This window comes from Mycolicibacterium sphagni, assembly GCF_002250655.1.
Classification (GTDB): Bacteria; Actinomycetota; Actinomycetes; order Mycobacteriales; family Mycobacteriaceae; genus Mycobacterium; species Mycobacterium sphagni.
On the sequence record NZ_NOZR01000022.1, the window covers coordinates 85,238 to 107,271 of the forward strand.

Below are 22,034 nucleotides of genomic sequence, written 5' to 3' on the forward strand. Positions count from 1 at the left end.
GCAGGGGTATCCGGCCGATTTGGGGCCCGATGGCAGCAACGCGCCGCGGATCTTGTATCAATTCGGCAGTTCCTACCCCGCGGGCTCGTCGTGGCCGCATAACGCCTGGCGCTGCCGACGATTAGCGCCTCGCGTCAACAGCAGGTGTGCCTGGGTTGCTCGGCCAGCTGCTGATGCTCGTTGGGATCGGTGCCGCCGATCGCGCCGACGAACGCGGTCAGGTCGATGCGCTCGCCGCCCAGCCATGTGCCGCTCACTTGCGCCTTTTCCGCGAGCTGAGCGGGATCCACCGCGTATGGGTCGGCGGTCAGCTCGGTGAAATCGGCCAGCTTGCCGACTTCCAATGATCCGATCAGCTTGTCCCGGTGCAAGGTTCGGGCGGCGTTGATGGTGTGTGCCCGCAGAGCCTGATCGAGGGTGATGCATTGATCGGCGCCGTGCACATTGCCGGCCCGCGTCCGTCGCGTCACCGCCGTCTGGATGTTGAGCACCGGCGTCGGCGGTGACACCGATCCGTCGTTGTGCAACGACACCACCGCTCCGGAGGCCTGCGCGTCGGCGAAGCGCCCCCATTGGCTGCCGTGCTCGTGGTCGAAGATCTCACCATCCAGCAGCTCACCCCAGTAGTAGTACTGGAAGGGCGCCATCGACGCGTGTACACCGAGCCGCGCGGCCCGGTCGAAGAGCCTGCGGGTACCGGCCCCGAGATGTTCCAGGCGCCAACGATGGTCGGTGCCTATTAGGTTGTACCGCTGCAGCGCCGCCTCGTAGGCGTCCAGGGCCAACTCGATGGCCAGGTCACCGTTGGCGTGAAACGCCATCTGCCAGCCCGCGGGAGCCGCGACGTCGAGGATCGCGTCGAGCTGCTCGCGGCTGTAGTTCATCGACTGCGGTCCGCCGGCAACTGCCGGGTCGATACCGGCGGTCCTGGTGGTCTCCGTGCTCAGATACGGGAACGACACCGCAATGTTGCCAATCCACGGGGAGCCGTCGGTCCAGAGTTTGACGCCCTGCTTGACCAGGAAAGCCTCTGCAGCGCTGAAGGTTTCAGGGTTATTGTAGGTGTCGCTGGTCGACATCTCCCACATGCTCACGCGCAGCGGGCACGATGGCGCGGCGGCCAGCGCTTCGTAGGCGCCCTTCAGGCTCGGGTCGTAAGCCATGTCCGAGGTCGACGTGTAGCCCCCGCGAGACATCCACGCGTAGTACTCGGCGGCACTGACCAAGGGGTTTCCGAGCTCGGCCAGGATCGGCGCGGCGACGCTGATCAGGACCGGGGTTTCGAATCCCTGTCCGTCCAGGCTGCCGTCGGCATTGCGGCCGAAGTGACCGCCGACCGGCTCGACAGGCGGGTTGACGTCCCAGCCGTTGCGTTTCATCACCGCGGTGTTGAAATACACTCCGTGGCCGGAGTTGTCGGTGACCACCGCGACCCGGTTGCCGAAGATCCGATCGAGTTCGGGCGCTTTCGGTGACGGTCGCTTGTGCAACAGCGCGTCGAACCCGGCGAACAACAGTGGAGTATTTGGGTCGGTGTGTGCGAGTGCGTCGGCGAAGATCGCCTCGACATCCGACCAGGACGGGGCGTCCCACGGTGCGATGGAACGGGCGGGTGGCTGGGTGGCTACCCCGCTCATCACCGGATGGCTATGCGGTTCAACAAATCCCGGTAAAAGGGCGGCGGCGCCGGTAGCGATCACCTCCGCGTCGGGATAAGCGGCCCGGCACTCCGCGACCGAGCCCACGGTGGCAATCCGGCCCTCCGACACCGCGACGGCTTCCGCTCGCGGCTGGGCCGGATCCATCGTGATGACAGTTCCGGCCGTGAGAATATTCGTCGACATATTGCCCCTCGCAAACGATTTCAGACGATCCGGTGTCCACGGCGGGCCCTTGCCCGCATGTCCCATAGATAGAGTTGATAGCCAAGGATCCAGGCCCGGTGCGGGATCAGCTTGTCCGCCAGCCGCAACGAAGCCAGCAGCCATTCGAAGCGACGCTGCTGGCTGGCACCCCACGGCAGTCGCATCATCGAGCGGAACTCCGGCGGCAGGAAACCGGTGGTGGCGAACAGGTTGAACCGACCGAGCGTCTCACGCACCGGCCAGGGCATGAAAGCCATGGCCGCAACGCCTTTGAGATGCTCACGCACCGGCGGGTCGATGCTCAGGTCCTCAAGCGATCGCTTCCAGTACTCGTCGAAGGCCGCACGGTCGGCCGGCCACATACTCTGACGCACTTGCAGCGTGGTGCCCAGCCGGCTGGCGTCGGCGTAGACCGCATCCGCCGCGGCGTCATCGAGCGGCCCGTAGAGGAATTCGTGCTGGTCGACGTAGTAGCGATACAGGCAGGCTGCCACCCACAGTTGCAGCTGCGGATCGAACGCGCGGTACGACACCGGACTGCTTCGCCCTGAGCGGACCTGCGCGTGCGCGGTGTCGACCGCGGCGCGAATCAGGGCGCGGTCGGAGTCGGTTCCAATGGTGGCGGCCGCCAGATACGTGCCGGTGGTGCGGGCCCGCTTGATCGGATGCTTGTAGACATTGCCGCTGTCGACCGGGCTCTCGAGAACGCCGTAGCCGACACCGGGATGGGCCAGCTGCATGATCACATTGGCCGCCGGCGCCAACACCGCGGCCGGGTTGAGCAGGTCGCTGACCCTTCTCGGATGTCGCGTCATCGCGGCCTCATGGGGGCAGTACACCACGTGTGAGAGAGTGCCGGGGTGTTTGCGCGCAGACGGTGGCGGGGTGTCGGCATCCTTGCGGCCCAGCTGGCTGATGTTGTTTTCGGTGATCCGGCACGTGGGCATCCGGTGGCGGGGTTCGGTTGGTGTGCAGCCGCACTGGAAAAGCTGACCTACCGTGACAGCCGGGGCGCCGGCGTGCTCCATACCGGCGTGCTGCTGGGCGGGCTGGCGGTCGCCGGTGTCCTGACGCAACGCAGCACCCGCGGTCCGGCCCGTGCCGCGGTGACGGCCGCCGCCACGTGGGCGTCGCTGGGCGGAACCACGTTGGGGCGGACCGGTTCCGCCGTCGCCGACCTGCTGGCCGCCGGCGACATCGACGGCGCCAGGGATCTGTTGCCCTCGCTGTGCGGCCGTGACCCGTCGGCGCTGGACGTCGACGGGCTGGTCAGGGCGGCCCTGGAATCGGTGGCCGAGAACACCTCAGATGCCCACGTCGCACCCCTGTTGTGGGCGGCCGCCGGGGGAGTGCCCGGTGTGCTGGTTTACCGCGGCCTCAACACACTGGACGCGATGATCGGGTACCGCTCGCCGCGCTACGCCCGATTCGGCTGGGCGGCAGCACGTTTGGACGACGCGGCTAACTATCTGGCGGCCCGGGTAGGTGGCGCATTGGTGGTGGTGTGCGCGCCGCTGGTCGGCGGTTCCCCGGTCGGTGCACTGCGGGCGTGGCGCCGTGACGCTGCGCGGCACCCCAGTCCCAACGCCGGGGTGGTGGAGGCGGCCTTCGCCGGAGCGCTGGGTGTGCGCCTCGGAGGCCCGACCCAGTACCGCCATCAGCTGGAGATCCGGCCCACCCTCGGCGACGGCCACATCCCCGGCGTCGCCGACCTTCGCCGGGCGGTCGAACTATCGCGCGCCGTTCAGTTCGCCGCGGCTTTCCTGGCGATTGGCTTGGCTAGCGCCGGCCGTAGCGGTCGGCGAGCTTGTCCTCGACGGTGACCGGGGCCGACGGCGCGCCGGTGGCGGCCGCGTTCTCGCGGCGGCGGGCCTTGATCTCCGAATACACGAAGTAGCCCAGGCCGATCGGCGCCACGATGCCGAACGCGATCCACTGGATGCCGTACGACAGGAACGGCCCGGCATCCAGATGCGGCAGTTCGGCGACTCCGAGCACGCCGGGCTGATTCTCCACCAACTGCAGGTATGAGCCGGCCACCGTCACCCCGGTGGTCGCAGAGAACTCTGCGGTGTCGATGGCATAGAGCTGGGTGATGCCGCCCTGGCGAAGGGGTGGCTTGTCGGCCGGTGCGGTCTCCGAATCGCGCAGGCGCGCGGTAATCGTCACCGTTCCGGACGGCACCGGCGCGAACTCGGGCACCGTGGATCCCTGGATGGGAAGTACATACCCGCGGTCGACGAGCACCACCGGTCCGCCGTCGACGGTGAACGGCACCAGTACCTCGAAGGCGGGAGTTCCACCTACCACCCGTAGCCGGGCCAGTACCTGAGCGGTGGGCACGTAGTGCCCGGTGGCCGTCACGCGTCGCCACTGCGCGTCGGGTGCGGACGAATCCTGCTGCGGCAGAAGCGTTGTCACCGCCACCGGCTCGGCATTGAGCGACGCGGCGATCTGGTTGTTCTCCCGGTTGGTCCTGCTGTTCTTGCCCAGCTGCCACGGCGCCAGCACGGTGAAGCAGAGGTAGGCGAAGGCGACGACCACCAACGCCAGGGCTATCCAGCCCGGGCGCAGCAGGAACGGCAAGCGCTTCATCAGCCGGCCCGGTCGTCGGCTGCCAGCCGCTCGTCGACCCAGGCGTGCAGACCGGGCAGGGCCGCCTCGATCACGCTGAAGGTCTCCTCGAAATCGGTGTGGCTGCCGTAGTAGGGGTCCTCGACGTCGTCGGCGTGCTTGCCCGATCGCGGGTCGAAAGACCGCAATAGCCGCACCCGCTCGGGCTCCACCCCGAGATGGGTGAGCATCCGCGCATGGTTCCGGCCCAGCGCGATCACCAGATCGGCCGCGAGGTGGTCGTCGTCCACCTGGGCCGCGGAGTGCTCAGTCGGATACCCGTGCTGCCGCAGGACGGTGTTGGCGCGCTCGTCGGCCCCGTCCCCGACGTGCCAGTTGCCGGTGCCGGCGCTACTCACCCGCACCATGTCCGACAGACCGCGCTGGTCGATCTGGTGGGCGAACATCTTCTCCGCCATTGGCGAGCGGCAGATATTGCCGGAGCACACGAACGTCACGTGCAAAAGCTGATCCCCGGGTCGCTGCGCTCCTGCCCACTGGTCAGACACCGAGCACCTCCCGCAGCGCAGCGACCGTCGGGACATGAGCGGCCGCCGCCTGGGCGGTGTGCGGCTCGAGGAAATCGGTCGCGCCGTAGCCCCAACCCACCACGACCGTGTCGATGCCGTGCTCGGCGGCGCCCTCGACGTCGTGGGCGCGGTCACCGACCATCAGCACCCGCTCGGGCAGCGGATGCAGCTGGCTCAATGCGTGCGCCACCACGTCGGCCTTACTGGACCGGGAACCGTCGACACTGGCGCCGGCGATCACGTCGAAGTGGCCGGCTAATTCGAAGTGCTCCAGGATCCGCCGGGCGGTGGGCTCGGCCTTGGAGGTCGCCACCGCCAGCCGCACCCCGGCCGCCCGCAGGTCGTCCAGCAGCTGCGGAATGCCGTCGAAAAGGCTGTTCATCGCCCAGCCCCGGCTGGTGTAGTCGGCGCGATAGGCCGCGATCGCCTCGTCGGCGCGCTCGCCCAGGCCCAGCCCGGAAAGGGTCACGTGCATGGGCGGGCCGACGATGCGGCCGGTCAGATCACCCTCGGGCGCCTCGGCGCCGATCGCGGCCAGCGCGTGCCGGAAGCTGGCCACGATGCCGTCAGCCGAGTCGGTGAGGGTGCCGTCGAGATCGAAGATCACCAACTGGGGGCGGGTGTCAGAGGCCGTGCTGGTCACCGCTCCATTGTTGCTGATCGCCGCGCACTACTGTTCTTGGCGTGGTGGATGGTGGTGCGGCGATGAGCGCTTGCGCGGAGTGCAGAGGGCGATGAGCGTGAAACTGGCTGACGTCATCGCCGTGCTCGATGCCGCCTACCCGCCCGGTCTGGCGCAGAGCTGGGACTCGGTCGGCCTGGTGTGCGGCGATCCGGACGAGGCGGTCGAATCGGTGACCGTGGCCGTCGACGCCACCGCCGACGTCGCCGCTACTGTCGGCCCGCGCGGGCTGCTGCTGGCGCACCACCCGCTGCTGTTGCGCGGGGTGGACACCGTGGCGGTCAGCACCCCGAAGGGCGGGTTGATCCACCAGCTCATTCGGGCCGGTGCGGCGCTGTTCACCGCCCACACCAACGCCGACTCGGCCAACCCCGGCGTATCCGACGCCCTGGCCGAGGTGCTGGGCCTGACGGTCGAGGCCGTGCTCGACCCGATCGCCGCCCGCCAGGACACCGACAAATGGGTGATCTTCGTCCCGGCCGCCGACGCCGAGGCCGTCCGCGCGGCGGTGTTCGCCGCCGGCGCGGGCCACATCGGCGATTACTCGCACTGCAGCTGGAGCGTCGCGGGCACTGGACAGTTCCTGCCACTCGACGGCGCGTCACCGGCGATCGGGACGGTCGGGGCGATCGAGCGGGTCAGCGAGGACCGCGTCGAGGTGGTGGCGCCGGCCCGGCTGCGCGGCCAGGTGCTCGCGGCCATTCGCGCCGCCCATCCCTACGAGGAACCGGCGTTCGATGTGGTGTCGCTGGCATCACCGCCCGACGGCGTGGGGATCGGACGGATCGGATCATTGCCCGAACCGCTGCCGTTCGTCGACTTCGTGGCCCGGGTCAACGCAGTGCTGCCGCAGACCACCTGGGGTGTGCGCGCGGCGGGCGACCCGGACGCTCCGGTGTCGCGAGTCGCGGTGTGCGGCGGCGCGGGCGATTCGCTGCTCGGCGCGGCTGCCGCTGCGGGTGTGGATGCCTACCTGACCGCCGACCTGCGTCACCACCCTGCCGACGAGCACCGGCGGGCCAGCGGCGTCGCCCTGATCGACGTCGCACACTGGGCCAGCGAGTATCCGTGGTGCACCCAAGCCGCCACGCTGCTACGGAATCACTTCGGCGGGGCGCTGCCGGTCACCGTGTGTGAGCGGCGCACCGACCCGTGGAATATCGAACTTTCGAAAGGTATGCCGTGAAAGCTGAACTGGCACAGCAACGTTCGCTCCTGGAGCTGGCCGAGCTGGACGCCGAGCTGGCCCGGCTGGCCCATCGCGCGGCCAACCTGCCCGAGCAACAGAGTCTTATCGCGGCGCAGGCCGACCATCGCGAGGCGGGCGACCGCCTGGCTGCGTTGGCCATCGCACTCGAGGATGTCGACGCGCAGGTGGCGCGGTTCGAGAGCGAGATCGACGGTGTGCGTCAACGCGAGGACCGGGACCGCAAACTGCTCGACTCCGGCACCGTCAACCCCAAACAGCTCGAGGAGCTTCAGCACGAACTGGAGACCCTGGAGCGCAGGCAGTCCAGCCTGGAGGACTCGCTGCTCGAAGTGATGGAACGTCTTGAACAACTGAGCAGCGACCAGTCTGCAGAACGTACGAAACTTGAAGGGCTACATGCCGATCTGACGACGGCGGGGCACAATCGCGATGCGGCGCAGGAGGAGATCGAGAAGTTGCGCGGCCAACACGCCGCCCGGCGAGAGGCGATCGTGGCCGGGCTGGATTCCGTGTTGGTGCAGCTTTACGAGCGGCAGCGCGCCTCGTCGGGCGTAGGCGCGGCGCGACTGCTGGGCCGGCGCTGCGGTGCCTGCCGCATCGAGCTCGATCGCGGTGAGCTGGCCCGGATTTCGGCCGCACCCGAGGACGAGGTGGTTCGCTGCCCCGAGTGCCAGGCGATCCTGTTGCGCCTCGGCGGGGCGTAGTCGTGAAAGTACTCGTCGAGGCTGACGGGGGATCGCGGGGCAACCCGGGCCCGGCTGGCTACGGCTGTGTGGTCTGGTCGGCCGATCACCAGACGGTGCTGGCCGAGCAGGGCCAGGCTATCGGGGTTGCCACCAATAATGTCGCCGAATACCGGGGACTGATCGCGGGGCTGGAGCAGGCCCGCCGCGTCGGTGCCAATGAGGTTGGCGTGTCGATGGATTCGAAGCTCGTGGTGGAACAGATGGCCGGCCGTTGGAAGGTCAAGCATCCCGCGATGGCCGAGCTGCAACAGCAGGCGCGTGCGCTGGCATCGACGTTCGACTCGGTGACCTATGAGTGGATTCCGCGCGAGCGGAACGCATATGCCGACCGGCTGGCCAACGAGGCCATGGATGCCGCCGCGAAGCCGGGTGAGGCGGTTGCGGTTCCGCCCGCGGTCTGGACCGGCAACCAGGGCGCACCGACCCGCCTGCTGCTGCTGCGTCACGGACAGACCGAATTCTCCCGCCAGCGCCGCTATTCCGGCCGTGGCAACCCCGAACTGACCGACACCGGCCGCAGCCAGGCCGACGCTGCCGCGCGCTACCTGGCCCAGCTGGGTGGCATCGACGCGGTGATCACCTCGCCACTGCGGCGGGCACATGACACCGCGTCGGCCGCGGCCAAGGCGCTCGGCCTGGATGTGACAGTCGACGACGAGCTGATCGAAACGGATTTCGGTGCCTGGGAAGGGTTGACCTTCGCCGAGGCCCGCGAGCGCGATCCGGAGCTGCACGGCAACTGGCTGCGGGACACCAGCCTGCGCCCACCGGGCGGGGAGAGTTTCGACGACGTCCAAGACAGGGTGCAGCGGCTGCGGGCGCGGATCATCGCCGAGCATCCGGGCAACACCGTGCTGGTGGTCTCGCACGTCACGCCTATCAAGACGCTGCTGCGGCTCGCGCTGGACGCTGGCACCAGCATCCTGCACCGGCTGCACCTGGATTTGGCGTCGCTGAGCATCGCCGAGTTCTATCCCGACGGCAATGCCTCGGTGCGGCTGGTGAATCAGACGTCGTATCTCGGGTAGCGCTACGGCTTCAGGTGCACGCGCTCGCCGTGCGGGCCGAACAGGGTGATGGCTTCGACCGGGCCGTCGACGGCGCCGAACCAGTGCGGTGTCCAGGTGCTGAACTCCACGGCTTCACCGGGTTCGATGACGTAGTGCTGGTCCGCCAAAATCAGTTGCAGGCGGCCGGAGAGCACGTACAGCCACTCCTGACCTTCGTGGGTCGGCAATTCGTCGGGTGGGGTGCGCCGCCGCGCACTGATCCGGATCTTGAAGGCCTGCAGCCCGCCCGCGCCGCCTTGGCGGGTCAGCGGCCAGAACGTGATCAGGTGCTTGGTGTGCGAGGCGGCATGCACCCGTGGGTCGATGGTCGGGGTTGCGCCGAGCAGCTCGTCGGTGCTGACCGACAGTGCCGCGGCCAGTCTGGGCAGGTGGTCCAGGGCAAGACGACGCTTGCCCGATTCCAGCCTGCTCAGCGTGGAGACGTCGATGCCGGCCCGGGTCGCGACGTCCTCGAGCGTCAGCCCGAGTCGCCCGCGCAGCTCGCGCAATCGCCGTCGCACCCGCAGATCGACATCCTCATTTGCCTGCATGGCAAAAAATGTTGCCAGTATGGCCGGGCGTCGGCAAGCTCGAGGGATGGAAACCGATCACCACGCCCACTGGGAAGCGCGCTACGCGGAGAAGGCTCGAATCTGGAGTGGTCGCCCCAACGCCAGGCTCGCCGAGATCGTCGGCGGGCTGACCGGCTCGCGCGCTCTGGACTTGGGCTGCGGTGAGGGCGGCGACGCCATGTGGCTCGCCGAGCACGGCTGGCAGGTCGTTGCCGTCGATGTGTCGACCACCGCGCTGGCGCGCGCTGCCGAAGACGCCGAAGCGCGAGGAGTGTTGGCGCACATCGACTTCCAGCAACACGACCTGACCAAGACGCTGCCCGACGGGCCGTTCGATCTGGTGTCGGCGCACTTCTTTCACACCACTGTCGAGATGGACCGACTCGCGATCCTGCGCCGGGCCGCCGCCACCGTGACACCTGGCGGGACACTGCTGATCGTCGACCACGGCAGCGCCCCGGCCTGGGCGCCCGAAGAGGTTCACCACCATGAGTTCCCGCCCGCCGACGAGGTGCTGGCCGACCTGGCTCTCGACGACACCCAATGGGAGACGGTGCGGCTCGGCCCTGTCGAGCGCGACGCCGTCGGTCCCGATGGCCAACAGGCCACCATCGCCGACAACGTCATCCAGCTGCGACGCAAATAAGCTACTTTGTTCAGGCGAACGAGTTGGCCGGGCGGCTGCGGCTCCTTTGAGTCGAGGAAAGTCCGGACTTCACAGAGCAGGGTGATTGCTAACGGCAATCCGAGGTGACTCGCGGGACAGTGCCACAGAAAACAGACCGCCGCCCGCAAGGGCGGTAAGGGTGAAACGGTGCGGTAAGAGCGCACCAGCATTCCGGGTGACCGGAATGGCTTGGTAAACCCCACCCGAAGCAAGGCCAAGAGGCCGCACCTGGTGCGGCTGCGCAGGCGTCCGAGGGCTGCTCGCCCGAGCCTGCGGGTAGGCCGCTCGAGGCACCCGGCGACGGTGTGCCCAGATGGATGGTCGCCGCCGCCCTGCCACGGTCAACCGGGGCAGGGCGGGACAGAATCCGGCTTACAGGCCAACTCGTTCGCGCTGACCTGACCACCACAGCAAATCTGAATCCAGCATCAAGATCATTATTGGGCTGCGTAAAGAGTTACACCTGTGGGTCTCCTGCTAATTTTCGTGCGGTCCTATGCAAACCGGTCTTTTATCGTGTGCGATTTGACGCAGCCGCAAATTTGGCCCCAGGGGGTACGACATGGCTCGTCGGGATCGCAGCGTCGCAGCGTCACGAGGCAAGACGACGAGCCGTCGCCGGCGGCGCGAGCCGTATGCCTGGTTGGGGGCAGGCGCTATCACACTTGGCGTTGGTGCAGCTTTGGCTAGCGGAGCAGCGACGGCCCAAGCTGATGTAGGCCATTCCCCTTCTTCGTCAACATTCGGCCATAAGAACTCCTCGCCATCCGCTGAGTCAGCAGCCAATGAGTCAGGCAAGCAGCCGGGAGCGCCGAAATTATCGAATTTGAGTCTCGCCACGGCGCCGACCGCGACCGCGATTCGAAGCACTTCGGCGCCCAATTCTCAGCAGGGCGCGCTGGCGGCGGTCGTGGCATCCCTCGTCCTCACAGGCCCAAAGGCGGCCGCCACTACTGACCCCGGCACGGCTCAGTATCGAGAGGCGGTTACTTCAGCTGGTCAAAAGCTGGCGTCCGCCCTCGGCACAGCGGGCGAAATCATCCACGCCTATGACGAGTACGTCCCCGAGGACGTGCAGAACGTCGTCGGCGGCTGGGCCAACGGCATTGGGACCGGCCTCAATGAAATCCGCGCCGGGATCACCAACGCAAACGTCCTAAAAGTGTGGGACGGCGCCGGCACTCTTGCCAGTGACTCGTTCAAGGCAGTCGGGGCACTGGGCAGCGTGTTCTCGTTGGCCGCGGTGCCAGGCGAGATCGACGAATTGAAGACAGAGACAACGGAACTCGGCCAGTTCCAAGACGAATTAGAGATCGCCGGGGGCCTGGCTCCGGCCGTCTGGGGCTACTCGGGCGCCAAGGCCATGTACGACCTCGCCGACTACGACACCTCTCAACTCGTTAAAGTCGGCTACCTGAGTCCTGGCGTGGCTACCTTTATCGACGACGCATACGGCACAGTCGGCGGCCTCGCAGGCTGGTCTTTCGGTGCTGCGGTCAGTACGAACCTGTTTTTCATCAACGTTGGCAGCCACATCGGAGATGCGCTCGTGACGGGGGTGGCGCATCTGGTAGATCCTGGATCGTTCGGGTTAGCGCCCGATACACCTGGGGTAGGCATTCCAGACGCCAATGGGGTGGTGACGGGCTACGTGGTGTTCTCCGAACCCACCAAGGACCTCTTCTTCGTCGTATCAGATGCCCCCACCCAAGGAACCGCGACAGTCAATGATGCCGGCGTATTCACCTACACCCCGACGCCGGCCGCCCAACAGGCCGCCGAAGTAGAGGGCGAAGACGGCACTGACACCTTCACCGTGACCGCCACCAACCTCAAAACCGGGGAAACCGCCGACGAGACCGTCGATGTCCCTGTGGACCCGGGAACCCCCCGGGCCGGCACCCCGGCTGTTGGTACCCCCGACCCGACCACTGGGGCGGTGACCGGAACCGCGGTGTTCACCGACCCCTCCGGCGGCCAGCTGACTTACAGCGTGACCACCAATCCCACCCAGGGATCAATCACCCAATTCGACACCGCCACGGGCGCGTTCACCTATACACCCCCTGCAGGTACCGCAGGCACGCCGGTGCCCGGCACCCCGACCGTCGGCATCGCCGACCCAGTCACCGGGGTAGTGACCGGTACCGCGGTGTTTACCACCAACGCCGCCCAGACCACCACCGATACCTTCACCGTCACTGCCGACAACAACGTGCATCAGGCTGGCGAAGTCGTGACCGTCCCGGTGGCCCCGAACGCGACCGGCGCACTCACCTACAGCCTCACAACCGCCCCGACCCAGGGCACCGTCACAGTTGACAGCACCACTGGCGCGTTCACCTACACCCCTAACGAGGCCGCCCGCGTCACCGCCGTCACCACCCCCACCACCGATACGTTCACCGTGACCGCCGACAGCGGCCTGAACAGCGGCACCGAAACGATCACCGTCCCGGTCAGCCCGGACCCGATTATCGGGAATTGGAACGTGACCTACGGCTCGCCGGGGACGGTCACGATGACCCTGGCGGGCGGTTCCTACACTGAAACAGTGTTGGCCGCAGGATCGGTCATAGGCGGTTCCTGCGTTGTGCCGGTCGGCACCAATGTGGCGACCTTCACGCAAACCGGGCCCGGTACCTATGGCGGGCAGCACAGCCTATTTGACACCAGCACCTGCGCGCTCGCCTCCCAGACCAGCCTGACGCTGAGCCTCAGCAGCGACGCACAAACGTTGACCGGGAACATTGGTAACACCTGGACGGTGACCTTCACTAAAATCCCGAGCAGCGCGGCGGCCCGAACAGGCTCCTCAGCCGCGGCCGCACGCGTCTGAGGTGATCGCATTCTGCTAGCACTTGAAACCGGGTGGGCGTCAAGGCGCGATTAGCCATCCGGAGATGCGTCATTCTGTCGGCCGACGCCGCTACTATCCGCACCCTCCGCCATCTCACGCCCCGGCCGCCAGCGACCCCGAATCCACGTCGACGCGACAATCGACTCCGTTGCCTTAACCATCTATCTGACGTGCACCTTTGTTTGCCAGCCGACGCAGCTCGCACATCCAAACGCCAGATAACAATCTCCGGCTTACCGGCCAACTCGTTCGCCCCGCCACGCTAGTGCGCCTGTTTGAACGCCTTCCGCAGCGCGCTCAGCGCATCGTCGAGTTGGTCGCGACACCGGTTGGCCAGGTCGTCCTCTTGCTGATAGAGCAGGCCGTAGGTGAACGTGTCCTCGCCGGCGGCGTACGCAACCAGAGACTGCTGAGCAAGGTGCGTGCGGCTGACCACACTGTCCTGGTGGTCGCCGAGCACGGTCTGGATGATCTTGGCCCGATCTGACACCTTGGGCTCACCGGTGGCGGCCGCCACATAGCGAAGGCGCTTGGCGCCCTTGCGGATTCGGTGCAGCGCTTCGTCGCGGTCCTCGGTGGCCTCCGCGGCGTTCTTGGCAGCCTTGGCCACCCGCTTATAGGCCGAGTCGATGCTCACAGGCTTCGGCTCTTCACCAGGGGCGGCCTCCGGTGGCTGCGCGGCCACCAATCCCTCCAGCGCGTCCAGTAGACGGAAGTAGCGGGGCGAGCGCATTGCGAGCAGCGATCGCCGCAGGCCCGACTGGTAATTGCGCTGCGCCCCCTCGACCAGCCGCTCGTAGACCGGACCGCGGATCAGCTCGGGCGGCAAGGATTTCAGGGCGGCCTCGTAACGTTCGGCGAGCACCTCGGCATCGCGCGCCACGCCCAGCACACCGGCCAGCTGACGCAACTCGTCGAGGATCCACGCGTCGTCGGTCAGCCCGAACGAATCCTCGGAGGCTTGCAGCAGGCTGCGGATCTTGCGTGTAGTCACCCGCATCTGGTGGACCGAGTCATAGGCGTCGGCCCGCACGGCGCGGTCCCAGACCAGCAGCTCGTCGACCTGCTCGGCGACCGCCCGGTGCACCGGGTCCGACGACTCGGGCTCGTCGGGTGCCTCGGGAATCGAGCCCGCGGTGTCGAGGACCTTCGCCAGCTTGGATCCGTGGCCGGCGGGCACCGCACCGGCGTCCAGAAGCCGGTTGCCGAGCCGCTTGAGCAGGTCCCTGCCGCCGTCGAGCTCGCCGTCGGCCAGTTCCAGCTCCCACTCGTGCCAGCGCTGTTCCTCGCCGGCCTCGCCGTCGCCGGCCCCGAGAGCCCACGCGGTGACCTCGTCGTCGCAGAACTCGGCGAGCGGCGCTCCGTCGCTGCCGTAGATCATCACCACATTGCGGGTCGTCGCGATCCGCGCCACGGGCGCCAGCGGGCGGTCCCGCACGATCGCCAGCACGATGTCGAGCAGCTCCTCGGGCACCGCCGCGTCGGTGGCGTCGGCGGAGGTATCCAGGGGCGCGTGGACTTCGGTCCGCGCGTCAGGCCCCGCGGGCAGCTTCAGATGCCAGCCCGCGTCAGGCCCACCCGTGCGACGGCGAAGCGTGATCCGGTTCAAGGCCAGGTCGCGTCCAGGTGTGTCGAAGTACACCGCGTCCAGCGACTGTGCAGGTTGCCGCTCGGACCGGGCCACCGTGGTCAGTCCGTCGAAGGACGGGAACACCGTGCCCCCGGGAACGTCGAACTTCTTCTCCACCTCGACGTGGCGGTTGCCAGAACCCATTTTCACCTTCGCTCGCGACGATCATCAGCTGTATGCGGTGCCAAACAGGGTGTCATATCCAAGTGAACACGACGCTCCACCTGGGTGGAGCGTCGTGGCAGAACTGATCGGGCAGGATCGGAGAAACGCGACCCCGGTGGCCGCTCGTACGGCGATGACATGACGGTCACGGTCGCCACCATGTTCGGTCAGGATCTCGACGTCGTGCTGTCCCAGCCGCACGGCGGTGCTCAAGGTCGGGACCCGGCCGCGCCGTCAACCGGCCAACTGAGCGGCGAACGGGCCCGTTGGAAATCATTCGCCGCCAACGGCTTTGCCGCTGAGCCTGTGAGCTGCCTGTTATTTCCGGCGCGGGCACGTGGCCGTTGGGTACTATTCGGGCGTCGTTCTGACCGCGCTGTGACTCTGGGAGGTGATCACCGATGCTTGGTGAACCTCCAAGTACCAACCGTCGCTGACCACGGGCCCTGTGCCCAGCTGTCCACGTATTCCGGTGTGTCTTTCTTGAAGTTCGCCGTTGCCATGCACGAGCGTCCATGGCTGCCGTCGAGGCTCGTCTTCCGGTAGCCGGGCTGACCGTGCCGGCTCGGCGCTCTGTCAGCAGGAGGTCGAGATGTCCGATGCGGTAGGGGCTTTGAACGGCCCGGTAAACGGGTTGCGCAGGCGGGGGGCTGTGCGCGCAGAACGGTTGTCGAAACGCCGGGGCGTGCAGCAGTCCTTGGTGTCGGTCGCCGGTTTGATGAGGGCGCGGGTGTCCAACCAGTCCGGGCAGCGGGTCGGCGCCGTTGTCGACCTGATCGCGCGCATGCAGCCCGAGGACGACTATCCGCCGCTGACGGGTTTGTTGATCCGGGTGGGGTCGCGGCGCAGTTTCCTGCCCGCGGATGCGATAGGTGAGATCACCCCGCGCGCCGTGCGGTTGCGCACCGCGCGGATGGATCTGCGTGACTTTTCCCGGCGCCCCGGTGAGGTGCTGTTGGCCGAAGACGTTCTCGATCATCAGCTCATCGATTTGGAGGGCCGTCAGGTCCTGCGCGCAGCCGATCTGTATCTCGCTCGGATGGGCGACCAGTTCCGGCTGGTGGGCTTGGACGTCAGCTTCGCGTCCCTGGTGCGTCGCCTGGGGCCGCGGGTCTGGCGGGGCCTGCCGACGCCGGAGCGAGTCATCGACTGGGCGGCGGTGGCGCCGTTCGGCGAGGTGACCGCTTCGCCGGCAGCGGTGCATCTGCGCACCACGGACGAACAACTGCGCCGCCTTGCCCCGGCAGACCTGGCCGATCTGCTCGAGGACCTTGCCCGGCCGGCGCGGCAGCAGCTGCTGGATCGTCTGGGTCCCGACGCTGCCGCTGATGCACTGGAAGAGATGGACCCCGAGGAACTGGAAGCGCTACTGCGAGAAGCCCCGCGCGAGCAGGCTGCCGTTCTGGTGGCCGCGATGGAGCCCGACGAAGCCGTCGATGCGTTGCGAGATCTGTCCAGCGGTGAGCGTGAAGAGATCCTGGACCGCATGCCCGAGGAGGCGGCGCAGGAATTGACCGCGCTGCTGACGTACCCGGAGGACACCGCGGGCGGATTCATGACAAGCGTCCTGGCGCGCGCGTCGGTCAGCAACACCATCGGCGAGGTGGAACGAATCGTCGCCGGGCACCGTGAGCACCGTGCCGAGATCGACGGAGTCCTGATCTACGACACCGATGGCTTCCTGGTCGCTGACCTTCCGCTGTTCGATTTGATCGCCTATCCCGACGACAAAACGATTGCCCAGGTCCTAGACGCCGAAGGTCACCCGCCGCCGCTGACGGTCTCCGCGGACGCGAACGTCGGCGAAGTCGCCCAGCAATTGGTGAAAACCCGACGCGCATCGCTGTTGGTCGTCGATGACGATGAGCGCCCGATCGGACGGATCCTGGCCGACGACGTACTGGACGCGCTGCTACCCGAACGCGGCCGGTTCCACTTCCCGCGGTTGTTGTCATGACTGCCAAGGACACCGAGGCGGTCGCCGTGCCCCTGCCACCGGCCACCGGCGCCGAAGGTGGTTGGCGACAGCGCGGCACGAGCCTCATCTCCCGTCTGCCCGGGGGAGCCAGGACGCTGGGCTACCTGGCGATCGCGGGGCCCGGTCTGATTGCGGCGAATGCCGGAAACGACGCCGCCGGGATCGCGACGTACTCCAGTGCAGGCTCGCAATACGTCTATCGCACATTGTTTTTCATGGTCCTGGTGACGGTGGCCTTGGTGTTGGTGCAGGAAATGTCGGTGCGACTGGGCACGTTCACCGGCAAGGGCATCGCGGCGCTGATCCGCGAACAGTTCTCGTTGCGGCTGACCGCGGTAGCGCTCTTCTGCATCCTGCTGGCCAACACCGGCCTTGTGGTCAGTGAATTCGCCGGAATCGGTGCGGCCTTCGAACTCGTGGGCGTGAGCCGCTATTGGGTCGTTCCGGTTGCCGCGGTGCTCATCTGGGGACTGGTGCTCTTCGGTTCGTACCGATATGCCGAGCGGATCTTCCTTGTCCTTTCCCTGGCGTTCTTCGCCTATCCGGTGGCAGCTATTCTTGCGCACCCGAATTGGAGCGATGTCGCGACGAGCCTCGTCGTTCCACATTTCGAGATGTCCAGCGACTTCCTGCTGTTGGGGGTCGCTCTGATCGGCACCACTGTCTCGCCGTACATGCAGTTCTACGCCGCTGCAGGTGTGGTGGACCGCGGTATCGGACCGGACAACTTCCGCTCCGCACGCGTTGATGCGGTCTCCGGCGCGGTGTTCGCCTGCATCATCTCCATCACGATCATCATCGCCACCGGTGCCACCATCGGTGGACGCGGACCGCTGGATTCGGCCCAGGAAGCCGCCGAAGCGTTGCGCCCGGTGGCGGGCAACGGCGCAGTGGCTCTGTTCGCCATCGGCCTTCTGGGCGCCAGTGCGCTGGCCGGGGCAGTGGTGCCGTTGTCGAGTAGCTACGCCATCAGTGAAGCCGTCGGAGTCGAACGCTCGGTGTCGCGGCGTTTCACCGAAGCGCCACTGTTCCTGGGACTGTTCACCTTTCAGATTTTGTTGGGTGCGGCGATCGCGCTGACGCCGGTGAACCTGATCAGCCTGCTCATCGGGACCCAGGTGCTGCAGGGAATCATCACCCCAGTCGTGCTGGTCTATATCCTGGTGCTGACCAATCGGCGCTCGGTGCTCGGTGACGCGGTCAACAAGCCGGTATTCCGGGTCGTTGCCACGGTTGCGGTGGTCGCCGTCAGCGCCATGTCCCTGCTGCTGCTCGTCTGGACCGTGCTGGGCTGGTTCGGCCTGCCCTGATCTCGCTCAGCTGGCCAACTGACCGGCGAACTCGCCGGCCTGGTCCCATGCGCGGCGCTCGGCGGCGAACGCCGCGGCCTGCTGGGCACGGAATTCGGCGATGCCGTCGGCATTCTGGACCAGGAACTGTTCGTAGCCGGCCATCGAGAAGTCGCCGTCGGTGATGTCGACGTCGCCGCGACCGGCGGCCATGTCGGCACGCAGATCCAGCAGTTCCTCGGCGCTCACCGGATAGAAGCCGATCCGGTCGAAGTAGCGCAGCAGCCACGGGGTTCCAGGCTCGAAAGAGCGGGAGTCGCAGGGGTGCCGGTGGTTCCACACCTGTGTGGTGCGCCCGACGAACTGGTAGCCGCCCGGCCCCTCCATACCGTAGATGCACAGATAGGCGCCGCCGATCCCGACGGCGTTCTCCGGTGTCCACGTGCGCGCCGGGTTGTACTTGGTGGTCACCAGCCGGTGGCGAGGGTCGAGGGGAGTGGCCACCGGTGCGCCGAGGTACACGTCGCCGAGCCCCAACACCAGGTATTGCGCGTCGAAGACAATGTTCTGCACCTGCTCGACATCGGTCAAACCGTTGATCCGCCGGATGAATTCGATGTTCCACGGGCACCACGGGGCGTCGGCGCGAACCCCGTGGATGTAGCGCTGGATCGCTTCGTGGGTGGCCGGATCGTCCCAGGACAGCGGCAGGCGCACGGTGCGGCTGGGCACCACGAGTTGATCGGTGGCCGGTAGCGACTCCTCGGTGCGGGCCAGCATGTCCACCAACTCGGCTGTGGTCACGACGGCGGGATCAAACTGCACCTGCAGTGAGCGCACGCCGGGGGTCAGTTCGGTCACGCCGGGAACCGCGCTGGCCGAGAGAGATTCGTAGAGGACATGGACCCGGGCGCGCATCGCCAGGTCCAGCACCATGGGGCCGTATTCGACGAGGACGCCACCGTCGCCGGCGCGGCGCACCGTCACGTCGGTGCCCTCGGCACCCACGAATCGGGTCAGCACACCGTCGTCGGCATCACTGGAGGTCGAGATCACCAACGGCATCGAGGCCCGCCGGGTGGCGTCGATGCTGCCGAGTGACGGGGCGCGGTCGGCGCGTACCGGCACGAATCGCACGGTGTCGCCGGGCGCCATCTGCCCGAGCTTCCAGCGGTCGCCGCGCACCACGGTGACCGGGCAGACGAATCCGCCCAGGCTCGGTCCGTCGGGACCCAGCAGGATCGGGGTGTCGCCGGTGAAGTCCAAAGTTCCTACGCAGTAAGCGTTGTCGTGAATGTTCGACGGATGCAGGCCGGCCTCGCCGCCGTCGGTGCGGGCCCATTGCGGCTTGGGGCCCATCAGTCGCACGCCGGTGCGATCGGAGTTGAAGTGCACGATGTAGTCCGTGCCGATGATGGTCTCGATGTCGGCGCGGGTGAAGAATTCCGGTGCGGCGTGCGGGCCCTCGGTGACCGCGACCTGCCAGCGGTGGCCGATCGCCGGCTGTTCCTCGATGGTGGCGCGGGCCGGCCGGGCCGAGGCCGGGCCAGGATCCACGCCCACGGCGAGGACATCACCGTCACGCAGCGGGCGCCCGTCGTGACCGCCGAAGCAGCCCAGGGTGAACGTCGCTGCGCTCCCTAGATATTCGAGCTCTTGCAGACCGCCCGCGATCAGCACGTAGCAGCGCATACCCGGTCCGGGGACCATGCCGACGTCCAGCACGCCACCGGCGGGGACCGTGACTGACTGCCACATCGGCACCGGTGTGCCGTCCAGGGTGACCGGGGCGGCCGCGCCGGCGACGCAGACCCGAGCACTGTCGGGAAAGCGCAGTGCCGGACCGGCTTTCGTGCATTCCAGACCGGCAGCTCCCTCGGAGTTGCCCAGCACCCGGTTACCGATGCGGAAGGACAGGTCGTCCATCGGGCCCGATGGCGGCACGCCGACATGCCAGTAGCCGACACGGCCGGGCCAGTCCTGAACGGTGGTCAGCATCCCCGGCCGTATCACCTCGATGGTTGTCACGGAGCGTCCGGGCTCGCGACATCAGACGGAGGTGCGGTGATCACCATCCGTACCGGGGTGGGGTCGAATCCGTTGCACGGGTTGTTGATCTGCGGGCAGTTGGATACCAGCACCAGGGTGTCGGTGTCGGCGCGCACGGTCAGCGATTTACCGGGCGCCGAGAGCCCGTCGACAATGCCCAGCGTGCCGTCGGCCTCGACCGGCACGTTCATGAAGAAGTTGATGTTGGAGACGATGTCGCGCTTGCTCATTCCCCACTTGGCGGCTTCGGCGAGGAAGTTCTCCGCGCACGCGTGCTGATGAACGGTGTGGTGGCCGTAGCGCAGCGTGTTGGATTCCTTGGAGCAGGCGCCTGCCAGCGTGTCGTGGTTGCCGACGTCGTCGGCGACGATCGTGACCAGCGCCCTGCCGTCGGCGGCACGCAACACCGATCCCGTCGTCAGGAAGATGTTGCGCTGCGCGGCAACCGTAACCTGTGCGCTGTAGCGCCCGGCCGGATCAACCCTGTCGCCGGTGACGGCATAGAACAGGGTGTCCACCGCCTGGTTGCCGTGCAGGTCAATGATCTGCAGTGACTGACCGGCACGCAGGATGGCCGACCACGGCGCGCGTGCCTCGACGATGTCGTCGGAAATCATTGTGCCGCCGCCCATGTCGCCTCGGTGTTGAACAGGGCGCGGGAGTATTCCGGATCGGTGTTGATCGGTGTGCTCAATTCTTCGTCGGCGCGCCAGGCCAGGATGTCCAGCCCGGTTGTGGCGGGTTCGGGGTCCAGCGGGTGTGCGGCGTTGACCACCGCGACGACCACCGGCAGGTGGATCAGCAGGTCGACGAACGCGCCCGGCCCCGCCGAGCCGGTGAAGGTCAGCGCGCCGGAGTGCTCGACGCGCACACCCTTGAACAGGGTCGCAGACGGCGCGACATCGCGAATATCCATGCCGTGCTTGCCAACTGCCAGCAGCATCGTGCTCTGGGCGGCAGGCGGCAAACCGCATAGCAGGTCGTGCCTGCCGGAGCTGTCGGCGACGACGGTCGCCAGCAGGCGCCCCTGATCGGACAGCAGCGGATGACCCACCCCGAGGTAGGCCTGCCACGGCACCTTCATGGTGTCGGCGACATTGAGGCGTTCCCAGGACGCATCGGCCCGGAACAGCAGCAGGTGCGCGCAGGCGCCGCCGTCGGGATCGGCCAGGCGCAGGCGGGTGCCCCGCCCGAGTACCCGGGAGACGTAGGACTCGGCCGGGACGGCCTCGGCCCAGACCAGCCGTGAGTCGTCCACGCCCTCGGGCAGTATGGGCACGCGCAAGGCCGCGCTGCTCGCCTGGGATCGCGCGTGCGAGCGGGCGCCGTCGGTCGACGCGGTGGTCATGTGTCACTCCTTGTCCGGGCTTCGACGCCCGATTAACTGTCAAGTGAAAGTTTTCCCAGGTGCCGTTCCCATGGGGTGTCGCCGGTGTAACGACTGGGTTGACTGTATTTCTATCAAATGACAGGTATTTGCGCTGGCCGTGAATGCGACAATGGCCTATGCGCAGCGCGGGCCATGAGGGGCGTGGCCGTCCTCGGCTCGAACAATCCCGTCGACCGGGCAACACCGCGCGCGAGGAGATCCTGGATGCCGCCGCCGAGCTGTTCACCACGATCGGGTACGCCGGAACCTCGACCCGCCGGATCGCCGACGCGGTCGGCATGCGTCAGGCCTCGCTGTACCACCACTTCGCCACCAAGGACGACATCCTCGACGCGTTGTTGGCCGGAACCGTCGACGAAGCCCTTCAGTTCGCCGGGGAGCTGCTCGCCCAGCCGGGCCCGGCCACGAGCAGGCTGCACGCCCTGGTGGTCGCGGACTGCTCGCAGTTGTGCGGCAGTCGCTGGAACCTCGGCGCGCTGTATCTACTTCCGGAGCTGCGCACCGACCGGTTCGCGCAGTTCCGGGCCAATCGCGAGGAGCTGCGCCGCCGCTACCGCCAGCTGGCGGCTCAGGTGATCGCGGAGTGCGACGGGATCCCCGACGCCGACGACCTTCCGTTCCGCCTCGTGGAGTCGGTGATCAACCGCCGCTCCGACAACGAGGAGTGCACACCCGAGACGCCGACGGTGATCGCCGATGCCGCCCTGCGGATCCTGGGCTGCCATTGCTAACGTTCCGG

General features: G+C 67.3%; 19 protein-coding genes and 1 other RNA gene. 10 read left to right on the top strand and 10 right to left on the bottom strand.

All coding sequences use genetic code 11. The features are described 5' to 3' along the window. Positions 1-134 precede the first annotated feature (134 nt). Together CG716_RS22505 and CG716_RS22510 are read right to left on the bottom strand one after the other, a co-directional pair. Complete coding sequence (locus tag CG716_RS22505) at positions 135-1,844, bottom strand: amidohydrolase (protein ID WP_094483330.1); 1,710 nt, start codon at positions 1,842-1,844, stop codon at positions 135-137. Positions 1,845-1,864: 20 nt separating this feature from the next. Continuing rightward, on the bottom strand, positions 1,865-2,680 hold the full coding sequence (locus tag CG716_RS22510) for an oxygenase MpaB family protein (protein WP_207760747.1): 816 nt from the start codon (positions 2,678-2,680) through the stop codon (positions 1,865-1,867). 45 nt (positions 2,681-2,725) lie between these two features. Between CG716_RS22510 and CG716_RS22515 the strand changes: the two genes are divergently transcribed. Next, on the top strand, positions 2,726-3,688 hold the full coding sequence (locus CG716_RS22515; RefSeq protein WP_094483331.1) for a cobalamin biosynthesis protein: 963 nt from the start codon (positions 2,726-2,728) through the stop codon (positions 3,686-3,688). On the opposite strand, the gene CG716_RS22520 is transcribed toward CG716_RS22515, so the two are convergent. From CG716_RS22520 to CG716_RS22530, 3 genes are read right to left on the bottom strand one after another with little or no spacing between them, the layout of a single operon-like run. Further along, a complete protein-coding gene (locus CG716_RS22520) occupies positions 3,645-4,460 on the bottom strand; it encodes an SURF1 family cytochrome oxidase biogenesis protein (RefSeq protein ID WP_094483332.1) in 816 nt (271 codons plus the stop codon). The two genes, CG716_RS22515 and CG716_RS22520, sit on opposite strands and share 44 nt — an antisense overlap. Further along, the gene (locus CG716_RS22525; RefSeq protein ID WP_264005209.1) at positions 4,460-4,936 is read right to left on the bottom strand and encodes a low molecular weight protein-tyrosine-phosphatase; all 477 of its coding nucleotides are present in this window, start codon (positions 4,934-4,936) and stop codon (positions 4,460-4,462) included. The genes CG716_RS22520 and CG716_RS22525 overlap by 1 nt, the downstream gene beginning before the upstream one ends. Before the next feature lie 43 nt (positions 4,937-4,979). Continuing rightward, the gene (locus CG716_RS22530; RefSeq protein WP_207760748.1) at positions 4,980-5,651 is read right to left on the bottom strand and encodes an HAD-IA family hydrolase; all 672 of its coding nucleotides are present in this window, start codon (positions 5,649-5,651) and stop codon (positions 4,980-4,982) included. Between the two features lie 91 nt (positions 5,652-5,742). Here CG716_RS22530 and CG716_RS22535 point away from each other — a divergent pair, with 91 nt between their 5' ends. From CG716_RS22535 to CG716_RS22545, 3 genes are read left to right on the top strand one after another with little or no spacing between them, the layout of a single operon-like run. Beyond that, positions 5,743-6,876, top strand: coding sequence for a Nif3-like dinuclear metal center hexameric protein (locus CG716_RS22535; protein ID WP_094483335.1), 1,134 nt, complete (start codon positions 5,743-5,745; stop codon positions 6,874-6,876). After that, a complete protein-coding gene (locus CG716_RS22540; RefSeq protein ID WP_094483336.1) occupies positions 6,873-7,604 on the top strand; it encodes a zinc ribbon domain-containing protein in 732 nt (243 codons plus the stop codon). Before CG716_RS22535 ends, CG716_RS22540 begins: the two co-directional genes overlap by 4 nt. 2 nt (positions 7,605-7,606) lie before the next feature. Continuing rightward, positions 7,607-8,674: a bifunctional RNase H/acid phosphatase gene (locus tag CG716_RS22545; RefSeq protein ID WP_094483337.1), complete on the top strand. Its 1,068-nt coding sequence runs from the start codon at positions 7,607-7,609 to the stop codon at positions 8,672-8,674. A gap of 2 nt (positions 8,675-8,676) precedes the next feature. Here CG716_RS22545 and CG716_RS22550 read toward each other — a convergent pair whose 3' ends face one another. Next, positions 8,677-9,246, bottom strand: a complete 570-nt coding sequence (locus CG716_RS22550) for a type II toxin-antitoxin system RelB family anti-toxin (protein WP_094483338.1) — start codon at positions 9,244-9,246, stop codon at positions 8,677-8,679. Between the two features lie 46 nt (positions 9,247-9,292). Between CG716_RS22550 and CG716_RS22555 the strand changes: the two genes are divergently transcribed. The 3 genes from CG716_RS22555 (at position 9,293) to CG716_RS22565 (ending at position 12,773) form a co-directional block, all read left to right on the top strand. Then, on the top strand, positions 9,293-9,913 hold the full coding sequence (locus CG716_RS22555) for a class I SAM-dependent methyltransferase (protein WP_094483339.1): 621 nt from the start codon (positions 9,293-9,295) through the stop codon (positions 9,911-9,913). A 19-nt stretch (positions 9,914-9,932) separates the two neighbouring features. After that, positions 9,933-10,325: RNase P RNA component class A (gene rnpB / locus CG716_RS22560), an RNA gene on the top strand. Positions 10,326-10,760: 435 nt separating this feature from the next. Then, entirely contained in the window at positions 10,761-12,773 is a 2,013-nt protein-coding gene (locus CG716_RS22565) for an Ig-like domain-containing protein (RefSeq protein WP_094483340.1), read from the top strand. Positions 12,774-13,056: 283 nt separating this feature from the next. On the opposite strand, the gene CG716_RS22570 is transcribed toward CG716_RS22565, so the two are convergent. Continuing rightward, positions 13,057-14,568: a CYTH and CHAD domain-containing protein gene (locus CG716_RS22570; protein WP_094483341.1), complete on the bottom strand. Its 1,512-nt coding sequence runs from the start codon at positions 14,566-14,568 to the stop codon at positions 13,057-13,059. Positions 14,569-15,181: 613 nt separating this feature from the next. Here CG716_RS22570 and CG716_RS22575 point away from each other — a divergent pair. Together CG716_RS22575 and CG716_RS22580 are read left to right on the top strand one after the other, a co-directional pair. After that, positions 15,182-16,546, top strand: coding sequence for a magnesium transporter MgtE N-terminal domain-containing protein (locus CG716_RS22575; protein WP_094483342.1), 1,365 nt, complete (start codon positions 15,182-15,184; stop codon positions 16,544-16,546). Continuing rightward, complete coding sequence (locus CG716_RS22580; protein ID WP_094483343.1) at positions 16,543-17,877, top strand: NRAMP family divalent metal transporter; 1,335 nt, start codon at positions 16,543-16,545, stop codon at positions 17,875-17,877. Before CG716_RS22575 ends, CG716_RS22580 begins: the two co-directional genes overlap by 4 nt. A 6-nt stretch (positions 17,878-17,883) precedes the next feature. Here CG716_RS22580 and CG716_RS22585 read toward each other — a convergent pair whose 3' ends face one another. The 3 genes from CG716_RS22585 to CG716_RS22595 are packed head-to-tail and all read right to left on the bottom strand — an operon-like array spanning position 17,884 to position 21,253. Continuing rightward, positions 17,884-19,884, bottom strand: a complete 2,001-nt coding sequence (locus CG716_RS22585; RefSeq protein ID WP_094483344.1) for a 5-oxoprolinase/urea amidolyase family protein — start codon at positions 19,882-19,884, stop codon at positions 17,884-17,886. Then, positions 19,881-20,537 carry an urea amidolyase associated protein UAAP2 gene (locus tag CG716_RS22590; protein WP_094483345.1) on the bottom strand — a complete coding sequence of 219 codons (657 nt, stop codon included), beginning with the start codon at positions 20,535-20,537 and terminating at the stop codon, positions 19,881-19,883. The genes CG716_RS22585 and CG716_RS22590 overlap by 4 nt, the downstream gene beginning before the upstream one ends. Continuing rightward, positions 20,519-21,253 (bottom strand): DUF1989 domain-containing protein, encoded by a 735-nt coding sequence (locus CG716_RS22595; protein ID WP_094483346.1) that lies wholly within the window; start codon positions 21,251-21,253, stop codon positions 20,519-20,521. The genes CG716_RS22590 and CG716_RS22595 overlap by 19 nt, the downstream gene beginning before the upstream one ends. A gap of 143 nt (positions 21,254-21,396) precedes the next feature. Between CG716_RS22595 and CG716_RS22600 the strand changes: the two genes are divergently transcribed. Further along, a complete protein-coding gene (locus CG716_RS22600; RefSeq protein WP_272938285.1) occupies positions 21,397-22,026 on the top strand; it encodes a TetR/AcrR family transcriptional regulator in 630 nt (209 codons plus the stop codon). The last annotated feature ends 8 nt before the right edge of the window (positions 22,027-22,034 follow it).

What these genes read in the sequence shown, in the direction of transcription:
- CG716_RS22600 (WP_272938285.1), top strand. Translation starts at nt 21,397, where the DNA reads ATGCGACAATGGCCTATGCGCAGCGCGGGCCATGAGGGGCGTGGCCGT.
- CG716_RS22590 (WP_094483345.1), bottom strand. Translation starts at nt 20,537, where the DNA reads ATGGGCGGCGGCACAATGATTTCCGACGACATCGTCGAGGCACGCGCG.
- CG716_RS22520 (WP_094483332.1), bottom strand. Translation starts at nt 4,460, where the DNA reads ATGAAGCGCTTGCCGTTCCTGCTGCGCCCGGGCTGGATAGCCCTGGCG.
- CG716_RS22550 (WP_094483338.1), bottom strand. Translation starts at nt 9,246, where the DNA reads ATGCAGGCAAATGAGGATGTCGATCTGCGGGTGCGACGGCGATTGCGC.
- CG716_RS22570 (WP_094483341.1), bottom strand. Translation starts at nt 14,568, where the DNA reads ATGGGTTCTGGCAACCGCCACGTCGAGGTGGAGAAGAAGTTCGACGTT.
- CG716_RS22535 (WP_094483335.1), top strand. Translation starts at nt 5,743, where the DNA reads ATGAGCGTGAAACTGGCTGACGTCATCGCCGTGCTCGATGCCGCCTAC.
- CG716_RS22575 (WP_094483342.1), top strand. Translation starts at nt 15,182, where the DNA reads ATGTCCGATGCGGTAGGGGCTTTGAACGGCCCGGTAAACGGGTTGCGC.
- CG716_RS22580 (WP_094483343.1), top strand. Translation starts at nt 16,543, where the DNA reads ATGACTGCCAAGGACACCGAGGCGGTCGCCGTGCCCCTGCCACCGGCC.
- CG716_RS22510 (WP_207760747.1), bottom strand. Translation starts at nt 2,680, where the DNA reads ATGACGCGACATCCGAGAAGGGTCAGCGACCTGCTCAACCCGGCCGCG.
- CG716_RS22505 (WP_094483330.1), bottom strand. Translation starts at nt 1,844, where the DNA reads ATGTCGACGAATATTCTCACGGCCGGAACTGTCATCACGATGGATCCG.
- CG716_RS22595 (WP_094483346.1), bottom strand. Translation starts at nt 21,253, where the DNA reads ATGACCACCGCGTCGACCGACGGCGCCCGCTCGCACGCGCGATCCCAG.
- CG716_RS22555 (WP_094483339.1), top strand. Translation starts at nt 9,293, where the DNA reads ATGGAAACCGATCACCACGCCCACTGGGAAGCGCGCTACGCGGAGAAG.